The organism is Streptomyces sp. NPDC002138, assembly GCF_040296485.1.
Classification (GTDB): Bacteria; Actinomycetota; Actinomycetes; order Streptomycetales; family Streptomycetaceae; genus Streptomyces.
The window spans coordinates 1-18,476 of record NZ_JBEOXE010000058.1; the positions used below are offsets into that span (position 1 = coordinate 1).

An 18,476-nucleotide genomic window follows, 5' to 3' on the forward strand; every position below is an offset into this window, starting at 1 on the left:
GGGGGGCCCGGGGGGGGGGCCCCCCTTTGGGTGGGGGGGGCGGGGCCGGGGGGGGGGGGGGGGGGGGGGGGGGGGGGGTGTGGGGGCGGGTTCCCCTTGTGGGCCCTCCGGGGGCGCCTCAAACGCCGGCGGGGCTGGGTTTGGGTGCGGGTTGTGGGCGCCTTGAGCGTCGGCGGGGCTGGGTTTGGGTGCGGGTTGTGGGTGTGGGTGGAGGGGGTGGCATTTCAGCCTGCCCGGCGTTTGAGGGCCCGCCGGAGGCGACTTCGGGCGGCGCTCGGGTACGCGCCTCAGGCATCGGCGGGGTCGAGTGTGGCGAGGCTGGGGGCGCCGTCCGGCGGGGGCGGTTTCGGGGTTGTCCACAGGGGGTGTGGGCTTGGGGCGGGGTGCGGGAGAGTGGGGGGATGGGGCGGTGGGGGGAGGTCGGGGGGCTGGTGTTGCCCTCCGCGTGTGCGGGGTGCGGGGTGGTGCGGGTGGTGGTGTGCCCGGGGTGCCGGGAGGCGCTGGGCGGGGCGTTGGCGGGGGCTGTGCGGCCGTGTCCGGGGCCCGCGGGCCTGCCCGTGGTGCATGCGGCCGCGCCGTACGCGGACGGCGTCCGGGGGGTGCTGCTGGCCCACAAGGAGCGCGGGGCGCTGACGCTGGCCGGGGTGCTCGGCGGGGCGCTGGCCGCGGCCGTCCGCGCGGGCGGTGGCGAGGCGGACCGCGGCGGGCTGGTCCTGGTCCCGGTGCCGTCCGCGCGACGCCAGGTGCGGGCGCGCGGCCACGACCCGGCCCGCCGGATCGCGCTGGCGGCCTCGGCGCGGCTGCGCCGGGCCGGGATCCCGGCGCGCGTGGCGCCCGTACTGCGCCAGCGGCGCCCGGTGGCGGACCAGGCGGGCCTGGGGGCCCGGCAGCGGCGGGAGAACCTGGCCGGGGCCCTGGAGGTGCGGCCCGGCGGCCTGCGGCCGCTGGAGGCGGGGCGGATCGTGCTCGTGGACGACCTGATCACCACCGGAGCCACCCTCGCGGAGGCGGCCCGCGCCCTGAGGGCGGCGGGAGGGGCTCAGGCCGGGCTGCGCGCGGCCGTCGTGGCCGCCCCCGCGGGGTCTTTCGACTCGAACAGCGCAAAAATCCGGTGAATAGATTTGGAACTGAGTGGGAAGGCGCATCGTTGCAGGTAGTGAGAGGGAATGGCCACCTGAACGGAGGTACGTTCCGGTAGCGGGTGCCGACAACCGGCCAACAGGGATATGTTCGGTTGAAGAGGAACTCGCGCTTCGGAGCTTCTCCGCATCGGGCAGGCGTGCCCCTCGACTCCAACGTCGGTGGGTGGTGATCTTGCCGATGGGGGAGGAGGAGGTGAAAGTCGCCAAGTCCGAGGCTCCGGTGACAGCCGGGGCCTGGTGCAAAAGGGAGACGCTTCGCCGCTGAGGCGGAGCTATCCGGGAACGGAGTTCTGCGTGGACATCGTCGTCAAGGGCCGCAAGACCGAAGTGCCCGAGCGGTTCCGCAAGCACGTGGCCGAGAAGCTGAATCCGGAGCGGATCCAGAGGCTCGACGCCAAGGTGATCAGCTTGGACGTCGAGGTGTCCAAGGAGCACAACCCGCGTCAGGCCGACCGTTCCGACCGCGTGGAGATCACCCTTCACTCGCGGGGCCCCGTGATCCGTGCCGAGGCGGCCGCCGCAGACCCCTACGCGGCGCTGGACCTGGCCCAGGACAAGCTCGAGGCCCGGCTGCGCAAGCAGCACGACAAGCGCCACAACCGCCGCGGCAGCGGCCGGCTCTCCGCGGCCGAGGTCGCCGACGTCGTGCCGGGTGTCGCGCAGCTCAACGGGAACGGTGAGGTGATCACCGAGGAGAAGACGGACGCCATTCCGACCACCCGCATCGGATCGCTCGAGGTCCAGGGTGAGGGCCCGCTCGTCGTCCGCGAGAAGACCCACTCGGCCTCACCCATGACGCTCGACCAGGCTCTGTACGAAATGGAGCTGGTCGGCCACGACTTCTATCTGTTCGTCGACTCCGAAACCAAGCTGCCCAGCGTTGTCTACCGACGGCACGCATACGACTACGGCGTCATTCACGTGAACCCCGACGGTGCCTCCAGCACGGAGGAATCGCCTGGTGGCGCGGGTGGCGCGCTCGGCGGCTGACCGTCCGTTCCGGTGCCCCCGGTGACGCTTACGCGCCACCGGGGGCACCCGTACGCACCCGGCGAACCCCCGACCCGCGGCCCGGGCATGGAATCATGGCGGGCAGTCAGCCGGCGTCCGACTGCGTCGGGTTGACCTCGGACGGCCTTGCAGGGGGAGGAACGATGGCGGACAGCTTCGGACCGGTGCGCGGTGATGGCGGTACGGACTGCCGGACCGGCCCGGGTGGTGAGCCGATCCGTGTACTCGTGGTCGACGACCACGCCCTCTTCCGGCGCGGGCTGGAGATCGTCCTCGCGCAGGAGGAGGACATCCAGGTCGTCGGCGAGGCCGGTGACGGCGCGGAGGCGGTGGACAAGGCCGCGGACCTGCTGCCGGACATCGTGCTGATGGACGTGCGGATGCCCCGGCGCGGCGGCATCGAGGCATGCACCTCGATCAAGGAGGTGGCCCCCTCCGCGAAGATCATCATGTTGACGATCAGCGACGAGGAGGCCGACCTCTACGACGCGATCAAGGCCGGGGCGACCGGGTACCTGCTCAAGGAGATCTCCACGGACGAGGTCGCCACCGCGATCCGCGCCGTGGCCGACGGGCAGTCGCAGATCAGCCCGTCCATGGCCTCGAAGCTGCTGACCGAGTTCAAGTCGATGATCCAGCGCACCGACGAGCGGCGGCTGGTGCCCGCGCCGCGGCTGACGGACCGCGAGCTGGAGGTGCTCAAGCTGGTGGCGACCGGGATGAACAACCGGGACATCGCCAAGGAGTTGTTCATCTCCGAGAACACGGTGAAGAACCACGTCCGCAACATCCTGGAGAAGCTGCAGCTGCACTCCCGGATGGAAGCCGTGGTCTACGCGATGCGGGAGAAGATCCTCGAGATCCGCTGAGGGCCCCGGCGGGCGCCCCGCCGCGGCCCTGCGCCGCAGCCCTCCGCCGCGGCCCTTTCGAACGCGGCCCCCGAACGCGCCCTACAGCGCGGCCAGTTCCGCCGTCACGGCGGCGGCTTCCGCCGGGCTCTGCGCACGGTCCACCCGGATCGCGTCGCAGCCCACCCAGCTCGCCGCCTCGCGCAGCGCCTCGGCCATCGGGCGCGCCGCGGCCGGGCTGGTCAGGGAGAGCTGGCGGGCCACCAGGGTGGTGCCCTCGCGGCCCGGGTCCACCCGGCCCTGGAGCAGGCCGCCCGCCAGCAGCGGCATGGCGAAGTACCCGTGGATCCGCCGGGGCTTCGGCACGTACGCCTCGAGCCGGTGCGTGAAGCCGAAGATCCGCTCGGTGCGGGGGCGCTCCCAGATCAGCGAGTCGAAGGGCGAGAGCAGCGTCGTGCGGTGGCGCCCGCGCGCGGGGGCCGCCAGGGCGGCCGGGTCGGCCCAGGCGGGCCTGCCCCAGCCCTCGACCTCCACCGGGACCAGCCCGGAGTCCGCGATCACCGCGTCGAACTGGTCGTTCTTCAGGCGGTGGTAGTCCGCGATGTCGCTACGGGTGCCGACGCCCAGGGACTGCCCCGCGAGCGTGACGAGGCGGCGCAGGCACTCGGTGTCGCTCAGTTCGTCGTGCAGCAGCGCGTCCGGGACGGCCCGCTCCGGCAGGTCGTAGACCCGCTTCCAGCCGCGGCGCTCGGTGCAGACCACCTCGCCGATGTCGAGCAGCCACTCCACCGCGATCTTGGTCTCGGACCACTCGAACCACTCCCCGCCGTTCTTCGCGCCGCCCAGCTCGGTGGAGGTGAGCGGGCCGTCCGCGCGCAGCCGGTCCAGGACCGTCTTCGTCGAGCGTTCCTTGTCCGCCAGGACGTGCCAGCGGTGTCCCTTGGCGCGGCGGGCCCGGCGGCGGAAGGCGAAGTGCGGCCACTCCTCGATGGGCAGGATGCAGGCCGCGTGGGACCAGTACTCGAAGGCGTGGTTCCCCGACCAGTACGAGGCCTCCACCGCCGGGCGGCCGACCGCGCCCAGGCGCGCGTACGGGATCAGCTCGTGCGAGCGGGCCAGCACCGAGATGGTGTCCAGCTGTACGGCGCCCAGGTGGCGCAGGACGCCCCGCACCCCGCCCTTGCGGTCGGGGGCGCCGAGGAACCCCTGCGCGCGCAGGGCGATCCGGCGGGCTTCGGCGGCGGACAGCGACACGGTGGCGGAGGTCATGCCCCGCAGCCTAGGGCGAGGCACCGACAACGCCGCCGGGCGGCGGGGGAACGAGCGGCCGTCAGGCGTCCCGGCGGGGAGCGGGCAGGTACGGCAGCCGCGAGGGCAGGCCCAGGTCGGAGGGGAGCAGCGCGCCGATCCAGCAGTCCCGCAGGGTCTCGCGGTGCTCCATGCCCGCGCGGTGCACGCCCTCGACGATGAAGCCGGCCTTCTCGGCGACGGCCCGGGAGGCGGTGTTGCCGACGCCGGCCCGCCAGATCAGCCGCAGGCAGCCGACGTCCGTGAAGGCCCAGCGGGCCACGGCCCGGACCGCCTCGGTCATGTAGCCCTTGCCGCGGTGCCCCGGGGCCGTCCAGTAGCCGATCTCGTGCGCGAAGTCGCCCCGGCGGTGGACGCCGACGGCGGCGACGAGGGGGCCGTCGGCCCCGAGCCGGACGGTGAAGTTGTACTCGGTGTCCTCGAGCCAGCCGCGCGGCGCCGTCTCCGTGACGAAGGTTTCGGCCTCCGGCAGCCCGTACGGCACCGGGACCGCTATCCAGTGCTGGATGGCCGGGTCCTGGCAGGCGGCGTGCATCTCGGCGATGTCGGAGGGCAGGTACGGGCGCACCGTCAGGCGCTCGGTGATCAACGTGCGGGGTTCCATGCCGGAATTCTGCGGGGCCGGGGGCCACCGGGCGAACAGTTTTCGCCCCACACCGGCACCTTCCGTGCTCCTTGTCCGTTCTCCTTGCGGGTGCCAGCCGCCCTGCGGATACGGCGGACCTCCCGGCGTGACCACGTCCTCGCTTACGATGGCCGTTGCGGTGGGGTCCACCTGCCGTGCCCGTGTACGAACAGTGCCCAGGCCCGACCGGCAAGGAGACAAACCTCGGTGTCCGTCTTCAACAAGCTCATGCGTGCAGGCGAAGGCAAGATCCTGCGCAAACTGCACCGCATCGCGGACCAGGTCAACTCCATCGAAGAGGACTTCGTCAACCTCTCCGACGCCGAGTTGCGGGCGCTCACGGATGAGTACAAGCAGCGCTTCCAGGACGGCGAGAGCCTGGACGACCTGCTGCCCGAGGCCTTCGCCACGGTGCGCGAGGCCGCCAAGCGCGTCCTCGGCCAGCGGCACTACGACGTCCAGATCATGGGCGGTGCCGCACTCCACCTCGGCTACGTGGCCGAGATGAAGACCGGTGAGGGCAAGACCCTCGTCGGCACCCTGCCCGCGTACCTGAACGCGATGTCCGGCAAGGGCGTCCACCTGATCACGGTGAACGACTACCTCGCCGAGCGCGACTCCGAGATGATGGGCCGCGTCCACAAGTTCCTCGGTCTCGAGGTCGGCTGCATCCTGGCGAACATGTCGCCCGCGCAGCGCCGCGAGCAGTACAACGCGGACATCACCTACGGCACGAACAACGAGTTCGGCTTCGACTACCTGCGCGACAACATGGCGTGGTCGAAGGACGAGCTGGTCCAGCGCGGCCACAACTTCGCCGTGGTCGACGAGGTCGACTCGATCCTGGTCGACGAGGCCCGTACGCCGCTGATCATCTCCGGCCCGGCCGACCAGGCCACCAAGTGGTACGGCGACTTCGCGAAGCTGGTGACGCGCCTGAAGAAGGGCGAGCCCGGCCAGCCCCTCAAGGGCATCGAGGAGACCGGCGACTACGAGGTCGACGAGAAGAAGCGCACCGTCGCCATCCACGAGGCGGGTGTCGCCAAGGTCGAGGACTGGCTCGGCATCGACAACCTCTACGAGTCGGTGAACACCCCGCTCGTCGGGTACCTGAACAACGCCCTGAAGGCCAAGGAGCTGTTCAAGAACGACAAGGACTACGTCGTCATCGACGGCGAGGTCATGATCGTCGATGAGCACACCGGCCGTATCCTCGCGGGCCGCCGCTACAACGAGGGCATGCACCAGGCGATCGAGGCGAAGGAAGGGGTGGACATCAAGGACGAGAACCAGACCCTCGCCACGATCACCCTGCAGAACTTCTTCCGCCTGTACTCGAAGCTGTCGGGCATGACCGGTACGGCCATGACCGAGGCCGCCGAGTTCCACCAGATCTACAAGCTCGGCGTCGTGCCGATCCCGACCAACCGGGACATGGTCCGCAAGGACCAGGCCGACCTGATCTACCGCACCGAGGTCGCCAAGTTCGCCGCGGTCGTCGACGACATCGCGGAGAAGCACGAGAAGGGCCAGCCGATCCTGGTCGGCACCACCTCGGTCGAGAAGTCCGAGTACCTCTCGCAGCAGCTCTCCAAGCGCGGCATCCCGCACGAGGTGCTCAACGCGAAGCAGCACGAGCGCGAGGCCTCGATCGTCGCCCAGGCCGGTCGCCGCGGCGCCGTCACGGTCGCCACGAACATGGCCGGCCGCGGTACCGACATCAAGCTCGGCGGCAACCCGGACGACCTCGCCGAGGCCGAGCTGCGCCAGCAGGGCCTGGACCCGGAGGAGCACATCGAGGAGTGGGCACACGCCCTGCCCGCGGCGCTCACCAAGGCCGAGGCGGCCGTCAAGGCCGAATTCGAAGAGGTCAAGGAGCTCGGCGGCCTGTACGTCCTCGGCACCGAGCGGCACGAGTCGCGCCGCATCGACAACCAGCTGCGCGGCCGCTCCGGCCGTCAGGGCGACCCGGGCGAGTCCCGCTTCTACCTGTCGCTGGGCGACGACCTGATGCGTCTGTTCAAGGCGCAGATGGTCGAGCGCGTCATGGCGATGGCGAACGTGCCGGACGACGTGCCGATCGAGAACAAGATGGTGACCCGGGCGATCGCGTCCGCGCAGTCGCAGGTCGAGACCCAGAACTTCGAGACGCGCAAGAACGTCCTGAAGTACGACGAGGTCCTGAACAACCAGCGTGAGGTCATCTACCGCGAGCGCCGCCGCGTGCTCGAGGGCGAGGACCTGCAGGACCAGGTCCGTCACATGATGGACGACACCATCGACGCCTACATCACGGCGGAGACGGTCGAGGGCTTCGCCGAGGAGTGGGACCTGGAGCGCCTGTGGGGCGCCTTCAAGCAGCTCTACCCGATCAAGGTGACGGTGGAGGAGCTGGAAGAGGCCGCGGGCGACCGCGCCGGGATCACCGCCGAGTTCATCGCGGAGTCCGTCAAGGACGACATCCACGAGCAGTACGAGGCCCGCGAGGCGCAGCTCGGCTCCGACATCATGCGCGAGCTGGAGCGGCGCGTGGTGCTGTCGGTGCTGGACCGCAAGTGGCGCGAGCACCTGTACGAGATGGACTACCTGCAGGAGGGCATCGGCCTGCGGGCGATGGCCCAGAAGGACCCGCTGGTCGAGTACCAGCGCGAGGGCTTCGACATGTTCAACGCCATGCAGGACGGCATCAAGGAAGAGTCCGTCGGCTACCTGTTCAACCTGGAGGTCCAGGTCGAGCAGCAGGTCGAGGAGCTGCCGGTGCAGGACGCGGCGCCGTCCCTGACGAAGCCGGAGATCCGGGCCAAGGGTCTGGACGCGCCGCAGCGGCCGGACCGGCTCCACTTCTCCGCCCCGACGGTGGACGGGGAGGGCGGCGTGGTCGAGGGCGACTTCGACTCCGACGGCGCCGAGGGCTCCGGCGACGGCATGACCCGGGCGGAGCGCCGCAAGGCGCAGAAGGCGTCCGGCGGGCGTCGCCGCAAGAAGTAACCCCCTTCGGGGACCCCGTCCGGGGCCGGGCACCGCGGTTCGCGGGTGTCCGGCCCCGGACGCGTTTCCGGGGCCGGGCGGCGGGCCGGGCGGCGCCTTGGACGGCGGGCCGGGGGAGGCCGTCACGGGCGAGGTGGTCACGGGTGTGGTGGTCACGGCCGGGGGCCCGCCACTTCCACGGCCGCGCAGCGCCAGCGCAGGTCGGGGCCCTGTTCCAGGCGGAAGGCCATGGCGGTGACGCGGTCGCCGGTCGCGATGCGGGCGAAGGCCTCGATCACGCCCGGGCCCGGGTGGAAGCGGCCGCACTGGCGCAGGACCGGGCGCAGGTGGTCCCGGTAGGCGCCCGCCGGGGCGGCCAGGGTGACCAGCTGCTCGTACGCGGGGCCCACGGTGTGCCCGAGCAGGGAGTGGACCGGCCGCTGGCCGCTGAGGACCGCCAGGAGCCGTTCGGCGAACCAGTGGTGCGGGCCGGGCCGAGCGCCGCGGGGCGGGCTCGGCGGGCGGCGCTGGTCGTGGCGGCCCGCGGGCCGGGTGGTGCTCCGCGTGCTGGTCATGGCGCATCCCCGAAGAGGCCGGGCCCGGCGGTACCGGGCGGTAACTTGGTTGGGAGACCTTCTACGGGCGCCGCGCCGGGCTCCGCAACGGCCCCGCGGCCCGGAGCCCGGCGCGGACGGGGTTCGCCTATCAGGGGCGCCCCGGCGCGGCCCGGCCCCGGGCCGCGGCCGCGCGCCCCCTCGGCGCGTGGACGCGCCCGGCCCCGCGGGCGGCACCCCGAAGGGGGACCGGGCCCTGCGCCGGACGGAGTCCGGCGGGAAGTGCCCCGGGGCCGCCGGGTTCGGGCCCGGCGGTCGTATCCTGAGGGCGTTTCCGACTACCGAAAGCAGCCGGCCATGCGTGTGTACGTCCCCCTGACCCTCCCCGGGCTCGCCGAGGCGCACAAGGCGGGCGAGCTGGGCCCCGCCCCGCTGCGCGCGTACGCCGTCACGCCCGGCCTGCGCGAGTGGTACGTCTCGGACGACATCGAGGAGCTGGAGTACGCCGCCCTGAACCGGGCCGCGATCGCCTCCCTGCGGCTGATCGCCGAGGACTCCGCCGCCCCGCGCAAGCGGGTCGTCGTGGCGCTCGACGTCGACGACAAGGCCGCCGCCGCGATCCCCGGCGTGGACGAGGCGACCCTGGGGCAGGTGTCCCTGGCCGCCACCGTGCGCCTCGCCGTGGCCGCCGCGGTGCACGTGGACGCCGAGGACGCCGAGGCCGACGTGCGCGCCGCCGCGGCCGCCGTGGCCGCCGCGGACGCGGGTGACGACGACGCGCAGTTCACCGTGGACGGCGCCGAGGACCACGACCTGCTGTGGTTCGGGGTACAGGAGATCCCGGGGCTGCTCACGTGACCGGCGCGGGCGATGGCACGGACGGCGCGGACGACATAGCCGTGGCCGAGGTGGCCGAGGTGGCCGAGGTGGCCGAGGTGACCACGGCGACCGGTGCGCACATCGTGTGGGACTGGAACGGGACCCTCCTCCACGACCTCGACGCCATCATGGCCGCGACGAACGCCTCCTTCGCCGAGCTGGGCTTCGCGCCGATCACCGTCGAGCGCTACCGCGAGCTGTACGTCGTCCCCGTGCCGCAGTTCTACGCACGGCTCATGGGGCGGGTGCCCACGGACGCCGAGTGGCTGGTCATGGACGCGACGTTCCACCGGCACTACTGGGCCGTGGCCGAGGACGCCGGGCTGGCCGAGGGCGCGCGCGAGCTGCTGGACGGCTGGCGGACGGCCGGGCTCACCCAGTCCCTGCTGTCCCTCGCGCCCCACGAGAAGCTGGTGCCCCTGGTCCAGCGGCACGGCATCCACGGACACTTCCTGCGCGTCGACGGACGCGTCGGGCCCTCGCACACCTCGAAGGCCGGGCACCTCGTACGCCATATGGCGGCCATGAAGGGGACGGGGGTGACGGCCACCCGTACGGTCCTCATCGGCGACGCCGTGGACGACGCCCTGGCGGCCGCTCACGTGGGCGCGCTGGCCGTGCTCTACACCGGCGGCTCGCACAGTCGCCGCAGTCTGGAATCAGCCGGAGTACCGGTCGTGGACACGCTGGCGGAGGCGGTCCGGACAGCTCGCGAATTGGCTGGATAACAGCGTTTGAGACGCCGACGAAGGGCCCCCGCACGCGCGAGGGGCCCGCGTCGCTGTCCAGAGTGTCAAAGTTCCACCCCCGGATTTGTACACAAGCCGCTCGTGACGCGCCCGGGGTGAGGCGAGATAGCCTAGTACCCGTGATCAGCCCGATAGTCCTCGGAGGCACTGGAGCCTCCGGCACTCGCCCGGCGCACTTCCGTGCCCGGGCCATCGCTGATCCCCGCCGCCGGGGCCCGTGGCCGAGAATGGCCCGTTCCGCCCCGCCCGGCTCCCACGACGGCATAGCGTCGATCCCGACCGGACTTCCCGACGGACTTCCCGCCTCGCGGCGCTACGTCATCCCTTCCTTCACCACCTACGTCACGCAATGGCGCGCGACAGGAGCCAGAGGACATGCAGACCAAGCTGGACGAAGCAAAGGCCGAGCTGCTCGCACGGGCGGCCCGGGTAGCTGAGAACAGCCCGGCCGGGGGGCTACTTCCGACTGGGTCCGGGGTAGGTGAGGGTCCCGACCGGGACATGACGCTCTCCTACCTCCAGCGCTACTACCTGCACACCGCACCCGAGGACCTCACCGACCGGGACCCGGTCGACGTCTTCGGCGCCGCGCTCTCCCACTACCGGCTCGCCGAGAACCGGCCACAGGGCACGGCCAGCGTGCGCGTCCACACCCCCACGGTCGAGGAGAACGGCTGGACCTCCAGCCACTCGGTCGTCGAGGTGGTCACCGACGACATGCCCTTCCTCGTCGACAGCGTCACCAACGAGCTGTCCCGCCAGGGCCGCGGGATCCACGTCGTGATCCACCCGCAGGTCGTGGTCCGCCGTGACGTCACCGGCAAGCTGATCGAGATCCTCGGTCCCGACTGCGCCCACCCGTCGCCCGACCGCCACCCCTCAACGAGTCCCTCCGGGACGCCCGACGTCTTCGGCCCCGCCACCGCGCGCCCCCACGACTCCCTCGTCGAGTCCTGGATCCACGTCGAGATCGACCGCGAGACCGACCGCGCCGACCTCAAGCAGATCACCGCCGATCTGCTCCGCGTCCTGTCCGACGTCCGCGAGGCCGTCGAGGACTGGGAGAAGATGCGGGACGCGGCCCGCCGCCTCGCCGAGGAGCTGCCCGGCGAGCCCACCGCGCCCGACCTGCGCGAACACGAGCTGGACGAGGCCCGGGAGCTGCTGCGCTGGCTGGCCGGCGACAACTTCACCTTCCTCGGGTACCGCGAGTACACCCTCGTCGACGGGGACGCGCTGGCCGCCGTACCCGGCACCGGTCTCGGCATCCTGCGCTCCGACCCGCACCACAGCGGCAAGGACGACGGCCACCCGGTCTCGCCGTCGTTCAACCGGCTGCCCGCCGACGCCCGTGCCAAGGCGCGCGAGCACAAGCTGCTGGTGCTGACCAAGGCCAACAGCCGCTCCACCGTGCACCGCCCGTCCTACCTGGACTACGTCGGCGTCAAGAAGTTCGACGCCGAGGGCAACGTCGTCGGCGAGCGCCGCTTCCTCGGCCTGTTCTCCTCGGCCGCCTACACCGAGTCCGTGCGCCGCGTCCCGGTGATCCGCCGCAAGGTCGTCGAGGTCCTGGAGGCCGCCGGCTTCGCGCCGAGCAGCCACGACGGCCGCGACCTGCTCCAGATCCTGGAGACCTACCCGCGCGACGAGCTGTTCCAGACCCCGGTCGACCAGCTGCGCGCCATCGCCACCTCGGTCCTCTACCTCCAGGAACGCCGCCGGCTGCGGCTGTACCTGCGCCAGGACGAGTACGGGCGCTACTACTCGGCCCTGGTCTACCTGCCCCGCGACCGCTTCACCACCGGCGTCCGGCTGCGCCTGATGGACATCCTGAAGGAGGAGCTCGGCGGCATCAGCGTCGACTTCACCGCCTGGAACACCGAGTCGATCCTCTCCCGCATCCACTTCGTCGTCCGCGTCCCGCAGGGCACCGAACTGCCCGCGCTCACCGACGCCGACGTCGAGCGCATCGAGGCCCGCCTGGTCGAGGCCGCCCGCTCCTGGGCCGACGGCTTCGCCGAGGCGCTGACCGCCGAGTGCGGCGAGGAGCGCGCCGCCGAGCTGCTGCGCCGCTACGCCGGCGCCTTCTCCGAGGGCTACAAGGCCGACCACTCGCCGCGCGCCGCCGTCGCCGACCTGGTCCGCCTGGAGCGGCTGTCCGCCAGCTCCAGCGACTTCGACCTCTCGCTGTACGAGCCGGTCGGCGCGGGCCCCGGCGAGCGCCGCTTCAAGATCTACCGCCAGGGCGAGCAGGTCTCCCTGTCCGCCGTGCTCCCGGTCCTGCAGCGCCTCGGCGTCGAGGTCACCGACGAGCGGCCGTACGAGCTGCGCTGCGCCGACCGCACGCACGCCTGGATCTACGACTTCGGCCTGCGCCTGCCCGCCTCCGCGGGCAACGGGGACCAGGTCGGGGACGCCCGCGAGCGCTTCCAGAACGCCTTCGCCGCGGTCTGGCAGGGCGACGCGGAGAACGACAACTTCAACACCCTGGTGCTGAGCGCCGGGCTCACCTGGCGGCAGGCCGTCGTCCTGCGCGCGTACGCGAAGTACCTGCGCCAGGCCGGTTCCACCTTCAGCCAGGACTACATGGAGGACACCCTCCGCAACAACGTCCACACCACCCGGCTGCTGGTCTCGCTCTTCGAGGCGCGGATGTCGCCCGGCCGCCAGGCCGCGGGCACCGAGCTGATCGACGCGATGCTGGAGGAGCTGGAAGGCGCCCTGGACCAGGTCGCCTCGCTGGACGAGGACCGCATCCTGCGGGCCTTCCTCACCCTCATCAAGGCCACCCTGCGGACCAACTTCTTCCAGCACACCAGCACGGGCGCGCCGCACGCGTACGTGTCGATGAAGTTCGACCCGCAGGCCATCCCGGACCTCCCCGCGCCCCGCCCGGCGTACGAGATCTGGGTCTACTCGCCCCGCGTGGAGGGCGTCCACCTGCGCTTCGGCAAGGTCGCCCGAGGGGGTCTGCGCTGGTCCGACCGGCGCGAGGACTTCCGTACGGAGATCCTCGGCCTGGTCAAGGCGCAGATGGTCAAGAACACCGTCATCGTGCCGGTCGGCGCCAAGGGCGGCTTCGTCGCCAAGAACCTGCCCGACCCGTCGGTGGACCGCGACGCGTGGCTCGCCGAGGGCATCGCCTCGTACAAGATCTTCATCTCGGCGCTGCTCGACATCACCGACAACCTCGTCGGCGGCGAGGTCGTGCCCCCCAAGGACGTGGTCCGCCACGACGAGGACGACACCTACCTCGTCGTCGCCGCCGACAAGGGCACCGCGACCTTCTCCGACATCGCCAACGCCGTCGCCGAGTCCTACGGCTTCTGGCTCGGCGACGCCTTCGCCTCGGGCGGCTCGGCCGGTTACGACCACAAGGGCATGGGCATCACCGCCCGTGGCGCGTGGGAGTCCGTCAAGCGGCACTTCCGCGAGCTGGGCCACGACACCCAGACCGAGGACTTCACCACGGTCGGCGTCGGCGACATGTCCGGTGACGTCTTCGGCAACGGCATGCTGCTCTCCGAGCACATCCGCCTGGTCGCCGCCTTCGACCACCGGCACATCTTCATCGACCCGAACCCGGACGCGGCCACCTCGTACGCCGAGCGCCGCCGCCTGTTCGACCTGCCGCGCTCCTCGTGGGCCGACTACGACACCTCGCTGCTCTCCGCGGGCGGTGGCATCCACCCCCGCACCGCGAAGGCGATCCCCGTCACCGCGCAGATGCGCCAGGCCCTCGGCATCGAGGCCGGCATCAGCAAGATGACCCCGGCCGAGCTGATGCAGGCGGTCCTCAAGGCCCCGGTCGACCTGCTGTGGAACGGCGGCATCGGTACGTACGTCAAGGCGACGGCCGAGACCCACGCCGACGTCGGCGACAAGGCGAACGACGCCATCCGCGTCGACGGCCAGGACGTACGCGCCAAGGTCATCGGCGAGGGCGGCAACCTCGGCCTGACCCAGCTGGGCCGGATCGAATTCGCCCGTCTCGGCGCGGGCGGCGAGGGCGGCAAGATCAACACCGACGCCATCGACAACAGCGCCGGCGTGGACACCTCCGACCACGAGGTGAACATCAAGATCCTGCTGAACGCGGTGGTCTCCGACGGGGACATGACCGTCAAGCAGCGCAACACCCTGCTCGCCGCGATGACCGACGAGGTCGGCCACCTCGTGCTGCGCAACAACTACGCGCAGAACGTGGCGCTGGCCAACGGCGCCGCCCAGGCGCCCAGCCTGCTCCACGCCCAGCAGCGCTTCATGCGCCGCCTCGGCCGCGACGGACTGCTCGACCGGGCGCTGGAGTTCCTGCCCAACGACCGGCAGATCCGCGAGCTGCTGAACAACGGCAAGGGCCTGACCCAGCCGGAGCTGGCCGTCCTGTTCGCCTACACCAAGATCACGGCGGCGGACGAGCTGATCGGCACCGTGCTGCCGGACGACCCCTACCTGCGCCGCCTGCTGCACATGTACTTCCCGGCCGCCCTGCGCGAGAAGTTCCCCGAGCAGATCGAGGCGCACGCGCTGCGCCGCGAGATCATCACCACGATCCTGGTCAACGACACCGTCAACAGCGGTGGCTCGACCTTCCTGCACCGGCTCCGCGAGGAGACCGGGGCCTCCCTGGAGGAGATCGTCCGGGCCCAGCTCTCGGCCCGCGAGATCTTCGGCCTGGCCGAGGTGTGGGACGCGGTCGAGGCGCTGGACAACAAGGTCGCGGCCGACGTGCTGACCCGGATCCGGCTGCACTCGCGACGGCTGGTCGAGCGCGGTACCCGCTGGCTGCTCAACAACCGGCCGCAGCCGCTCCAGATCACCGAGACCATCGCCTTCTTCGGCGAGCGGGTCACGCAGGTCTGGTCGGAGCTGCCCAAGCTGGTGCGCGGCGCCGACCTGGAGTGGTACGCCTCGATCGTGGACGAGCTGACCGAGGCGGGCGTCCCGGAGGAGCTGGCGGCCAAGGTCGCCGGATTCTCCTCGGCCTTCCCGACGCTCGACGTCGTCGCGATCGCGGACCGCACGGGCATCGACCCGCTGGGCGTGGCCGAGGTCTACTACGACCTCGCCGACCGGCTGGACATCACCCAGCTCATGGACCGGATCATCGAGCTGCCGCGGTCCGACCGCTGGCAGTCCATGGCCCGCGCCTCCATCCGCGAGGACCTGTTCGCCGCGCACGCGGCGCTGACCGCCGACGTGCTGGCGGTCGGCAACGGTTCCTCCACTCCCGAGCAGCGCTTCAAGGCGTGGGAGGAGAAGAACGCGGCGATCATCGGGCGCGCCCGGACGACCCTGGACGAGATCAAGGGTTCGGACGACTTCGACCTGGCGAACCTGTCGGTGGCGATGCGGACGATGCGGTCGCTGCTGCGGGCGCACGCCTGAGCCGTACGCCCGGGCCGTCCGCCCGGGCCGTACGCCGGCCATGAGTGACGGGGAGGGCCCCGGGACCGGAATCCGGTCCCGGGGCCCTCCCCGTTCGATGGGCGCCTCGCGCGCGCCTACTGCTTGCCGAACTCTTCGTAGGCGTCGCAGACCTCCTGCGTCGGCCCGTCCATCCGCAGCACGCCGTGCTCCAGCCACAGGACGCGGTCGCAGGTCTCGCGGATGGTGCCGATGCCGTGGCTGACGAGGAAGACGGTGCCCGCCGTCTTGCGCAGCTCCTCGATCCGCTTCTGGCTGCGCCGCTGGAAGGCGGCGTCACCGGTGGCGAGGGCCTCGTCGATCATCAGGACGTCGTGGTCCTTGGCGGCGGCGATGGAGAACCGCAGGCGCGCGCCCATGCCGGAGGAGTAGGTGCGCATCGGCAGCGAGATGAAGTCGCCCTTCTCGTTGATCCCCGAGAAGTCGACGATGCCCTGGTAGCGCTCCTGGACCTGCTGCTTGGACATGCCCATGGCCAGGCCGCCGAGGATGACGTTGCGCTCGCCGGTCAGGTCGTTCATCAGCGCCGCGTTCACGCCGAGCAGCGAGGGCTGGCCGTGGGAGAAGATCCGGCCGCTCTCCACGGGCTGGAGGCCCGCGATGGCCGAGAGCAGCGTGGACTTGCCGGAGCCGTTGGTGCCGATCAGGCCGATGGCCTCGCCCTTGTACGCGATGAAGGACACCCCGCGGACGGCGTGCACCTCGCGGATGCCGGGCTTCGGCTTCTTGCGGTTGAAGATCCGGCTGAGCGCGGCGGTGGCGCTGCCGCGGCCGGCTCCGGTGCCGACGATCCGGTAGGTGACGTGGACGTTGTCCGCGATCACGGTGGGGACGCGGGTGTCGGCGGTGGCGGTTGCGGGTGCCGGCGCGGATCCGGGTGCGGACCTGGGTGCGGGGGTGCTGGTGGGGGTCGTCGTCGTGTCAGCCACGGCCGTACTCCTCCTCGGCCTTCCAGAAGTAGATGAAGCCGCCGATGCCGACGACGAGGGCCCAGCCGATGGCGATCAGCCAGACGTGGTGCGGGAGGGACGAGGCCTTGGTGCTGTCGATCAGCGCGTACCGCATCAGGTCGATGTAGACGGCGGCCGGGTTCGTCTGGAGCATCGTCATCACCCAGTGCGGCAGGTGATCCTTCTTCAGCATGTCGCTGATGCTCCACATGACGCCGGAGGAGTACATCCAGGTGCGCAGGATGAACGGCATCAGCTGGCTGACGTCCGGGTTCTTGCTGCCGAGCCGGGCCATGATCATGGCGCAGCCCGCGCAGAAGACGGCCATCAGGAACAGCGTGGGGAAGACCAGGAACCAGTGCAGGGTCGGCAGCTGGCCGAAGCAGACCAGCAGGACGACCAGGGCGCCCATGGTGACGAGCAGCTGCTGGAAGAGCTGGATCACGCTGGACAGGGGCAGGCTCGCGCGGGGGAAGTGCAGGGCCCGGACCAGGCCGAGGTTGCTGTGGACCGCGCGGGTGCCGGCGTTGACGGAGGTGCCGATGAAGTCCCAGACGAAGACGCCCGTGATCAGGAACGGGACGTAGTCCGTGACGCCGCGGCTGGCCTTCATGATGATGCCGAAGATGAAGTAGTACACGGCCGCGTTCAGCAGCGGGGTGACCAGGTGCCAGACCTGTCCGAGCTTCGCTGTGCTGTACGTCGCCGACATCCGGGCGGTCGCGTACGACATGACGAAGTGGCGGCGCTGCCAGAGTTGCCCGACGTACGCGGGCAGGGAGGGGCGGGCACCGCTGAGGGTCAGGCCGTGGGCCGCCGCCAACGCGTCGATGTCGGGCTGGGGCGCCGGGGGTTTGGCCAGGGTCGTGGTCACGGAGGGTCGCTTTCGCCGGGGTCCGGGGCGTCGCGCACGATGGGACGGGGCCGTATCGTCGCTACGGCGAGGTTAGGGGGCGGCGGGACGGAACGCAACCGTATCGTCGTGACGGGTCCGGGGCGGCCTGCGCGGCTATGCTCCCTGTATGACCACAGACCCCGCCGCGCCTGTAGCCACCCCTGCCTCCGCACCTGTCTCGGCCCCCGTCTCGGCCCCCGCCTCCGTCGGCGCGGGCCGTCGGCGGGCGCCTGCCGGGGCCGCGGTCCTGCGGGAGGACGTGACCGAGGCGATCCGGGCGGCGGTGCTGGAGGAGCTGGCGGCGGTCGGGTTCGCGCGGATGTCGATCGAGGGGATCGCGCGGCGGGCGGGGGTCGGCAAGACGGCCGTCTACCGGCGCTGGAAGTCCAAGCTGCACCTGGTGCTGGATCTGGTGGCGGCCTTCGCCGTCGACGGGCTGCCGGTGCCGGCCACGGGGTCGCTGTACGGGGATGTGCGGGCGCTGCTCGAGGTCATGTCCCACGTGCTGCGGCACCCCGTCGCGTCGGCCGTCATTCCCGACCTGCTGGTCGAGGCGGCGCGGAATCCGGAGATCGCGGCGGCGGTGCGGGGGGCGTTGCTGGACGGGCAGCGGCGGCTGGCCGAGGGGATCGTGTCGGAGGCCGTGGCGCGGGGGGAGCTTGCGGAGGGGGCGGACCCTGAGCGGGCGCTCGATCTGGCGATCGGGCCGTTGTACTGGCGGGTGGTGGTCGTGAGCGGTGCCGCTCCGCGGGGGTACCTGGATTCCCTGGCCGCGTCGGTGGTGGCGGGCCTCAAGGCCTGACCCCTGCGGGGGTGGGGCCCTGCGGGCGCGCTCGCCCTCCGGGGGCGCCTCAATCGCCGGCGAGGCTTGATTTGCCCCCTGGCGCCGGTGGTGCGCTGCGGGTGCGTGTGCCCTCCGGGGGCGCCTCAATCGCCGGCGAGGCTTGATTTGCCCCCCTGGCGCCGGTGGTGCCCTCCGGGGGCGCCTCAAACGCCGGCGGGGCCGATGTGGCCGCCCGGGGCAAAATCAGCCTGCCCGGCGTTTGAGGGCCCGCCGGAGGCGAGGCGGGGTCGCAGGTGGCTGCGGCGCGGGGGCAAATTCAGCTGCCCGGCGTTTGGGG

Annotated in this window: 13 protein-coding genes; 8 read left to right on the forward strand and 5 right to left on the reverse strand. The window is 71.7% G+C overall.

Annotated elements, in window-relative coordinates:
- Positions 1–401: 401 nt before the first annotated feature.
- From ABT084_RS29235 to ABT084_RS29245, 3 genes are all read left to right on the forward strand, one after another.
- Complete coding sequence (locus ABT084_RS29235; RefSeq protein WP_351050079.1) at positions 402–1,115, forward strand: ComF family protein; 714 nt, start codon at positions 402–404, stop codon at positions 1,113–1,115.
- Between the two features lie 321 nt (positions 1,116–1,436).
- Entirely contained in the window at positions 1,437–2,132 is a 696-nt protein-coding gene (gene hpf, locus ABT084_RS29240; RefSeq protein ID WP_502969223.1) for a ribosome hibernation-promoting factor, HPF/YfiA family, read from the forward strand.
- Positions 2,133–2,296: 164 nt separating this feature from the next.
- Positions 2,297–3,022, forward strand: a complete 726-nt coding sequence (locus tag ABT084_RS29245; protein ID WP_351050081.1) for a response regulator — start codon at positions 2,297–2,299, stop codon at positions 3,020–3,022.
- An 81-nt stretch (positions 3,023–3,103) separates the two neighbouring features.
- On the opposite strand, the gene ABT084_RS29250 is transcribed toward ABT084_RS29245, so the two are convergent.
- Positions 3,104–4,270, reverse strand: coding sequence for a winged helix-turn-helix domain-containing protein (locus ABT084_RS29250; RefSeq protein ID WP_351050084.1), 1,167 nt, complete (start codon positions 4,268–4,270; stop codon positions 3,104–3,106).
- Between the two features lie 61 nt (positions 4,271–4,331).
- The gene (locus ABT084_RS29255) at positions 4,332–4,913 is read right to left on the reverse strand and encodes a GNAT family N-acetyltransferase (RefSeq protein WP_351050085.1); all 582 of its coding nucleotides are present in this window, start codon (positions 4,911–4,913) and stop codon (positions 4,332–4,334) included.
- A gap of 228 nt (positions 4,914–5,141) precedes the next feature.
- On the opposite strand from ABT084_RS29255, the gene secA reads away from it, so the two are divergent.
- Positions 5,142–7,922 (forward strand): preprotein translocase subunit SecA, encoded by a 2,781-nt coding sequence (gene secA, locus ABT084_RS29260; protein WP_351050087.1) that lies wholly within the window; start codon positions 5,142–5,144, stop codon positions 7,920–7,922.
- A 152-nt stretch (positions 7,923–8,074) separates the two neighbouring features.
- Here the strand turns inward: secA and ABT084_RS29265 are convergent, their stop codons facing one another.
- Entirely contained in the window at positions 8,075–8,476 is a 402-nt protein-coding gene (locus ABT084_RS29265) for an Rv3235 family protein (protein ID WP_351050089.1), read from the reverse strand.
- Positions 8,477–8,812: 336 nt separating this feature from the next.
- On the opposite strand from ABT084_RS29265, the gene ABT084_RS29270 reads away from it, so the two are divergent.
- From ABT084_RS29270 to ABT084_RS29280, 3 genes are all read left to right on the forward strand, one after another.
- Positions 8,813–9,313 (forward strand): DUF6912 family protein, encoded by a 501-nt coding sequence (locus ABT084_RS29270; RefSeq protein ID WP_351050092.1) that lies wholly within the window; start codon positions 8,813–8,815, stop codon positions 9,311–9,313.
- Between the two features lie 77 nt (positions 9,314–9,390).
- Positions 9,391–10,062, forward strand: coding sequence for an HAD family hydrolase (locus ABT084_RS29275; protein WP_351050160.1), 672 nt, complete (start codon positions 9,391–9,393; stop codon positions 10,060–10,062).
- A gap of 396 nt (positions 10,063–10,458) precedes the next feature.
- Complete coding sequence (locus ABT084_RS29280) at positions 10,459–15,471, forward strand: NAD-glutamate dehydrogenase (RefSeq protein ID WP_351050095.1); 5,013 nt, start codon at positions 10,459–10,461, stop codon at positions 15,469–15,471.
- A gap of 116 nt (positions 15,472–15,587) precedes the next feature.
- Here the strand turns inward: ABT084_RS29280 and ABT084_RS29285 are convergent, their stop codons facing one another.
- Together ABT084_RS29285 and ABT084_RS29290 are read right to left on the reverse strand one after the other, a co-directional pair.
- Entirely contained in the window at positions 15,588–16,439 is an 852-nt protein-coding gene (locus tag ABT084_RS29285; RefSeq protein ID WP_502969224.1) for an ABC transporter ATP-binding protein, read from the reverse strand.
- On the reverse strand, positions 16,432–17,334 hold the full coding sequence (locus tag ABT084_RS29290; protein ID WP_351050097.1) for an ABC transporter permease: 903 nt from the start codon (positions 17,332–17,334) through the stop codon (positions 16,432–16,434). Before ABT084_RS29290 ends, ABT084_RS29285 begins: the two co-directional genes overlap by 8 nt.
- Positions 17,335–17,482: 148 nt before the next feature.
- Here ABT084_RS29290 and ABT084_RS29295 point away from each other — a divergent pair, with 148 nt between their 5' ends.
- Complete coding sequence (locus ABT084_RS29295) at positions 17,483–18,157, forward strand: TetR/AcrR family transcriptional regulator (protein WP_351050100.1); 675 nt, start codon at positions 17,483–17,485, stop codon at positions 18,155–18,157.
- Positions 18,158–18,476 lie beyond the last annotated feature (319 nt).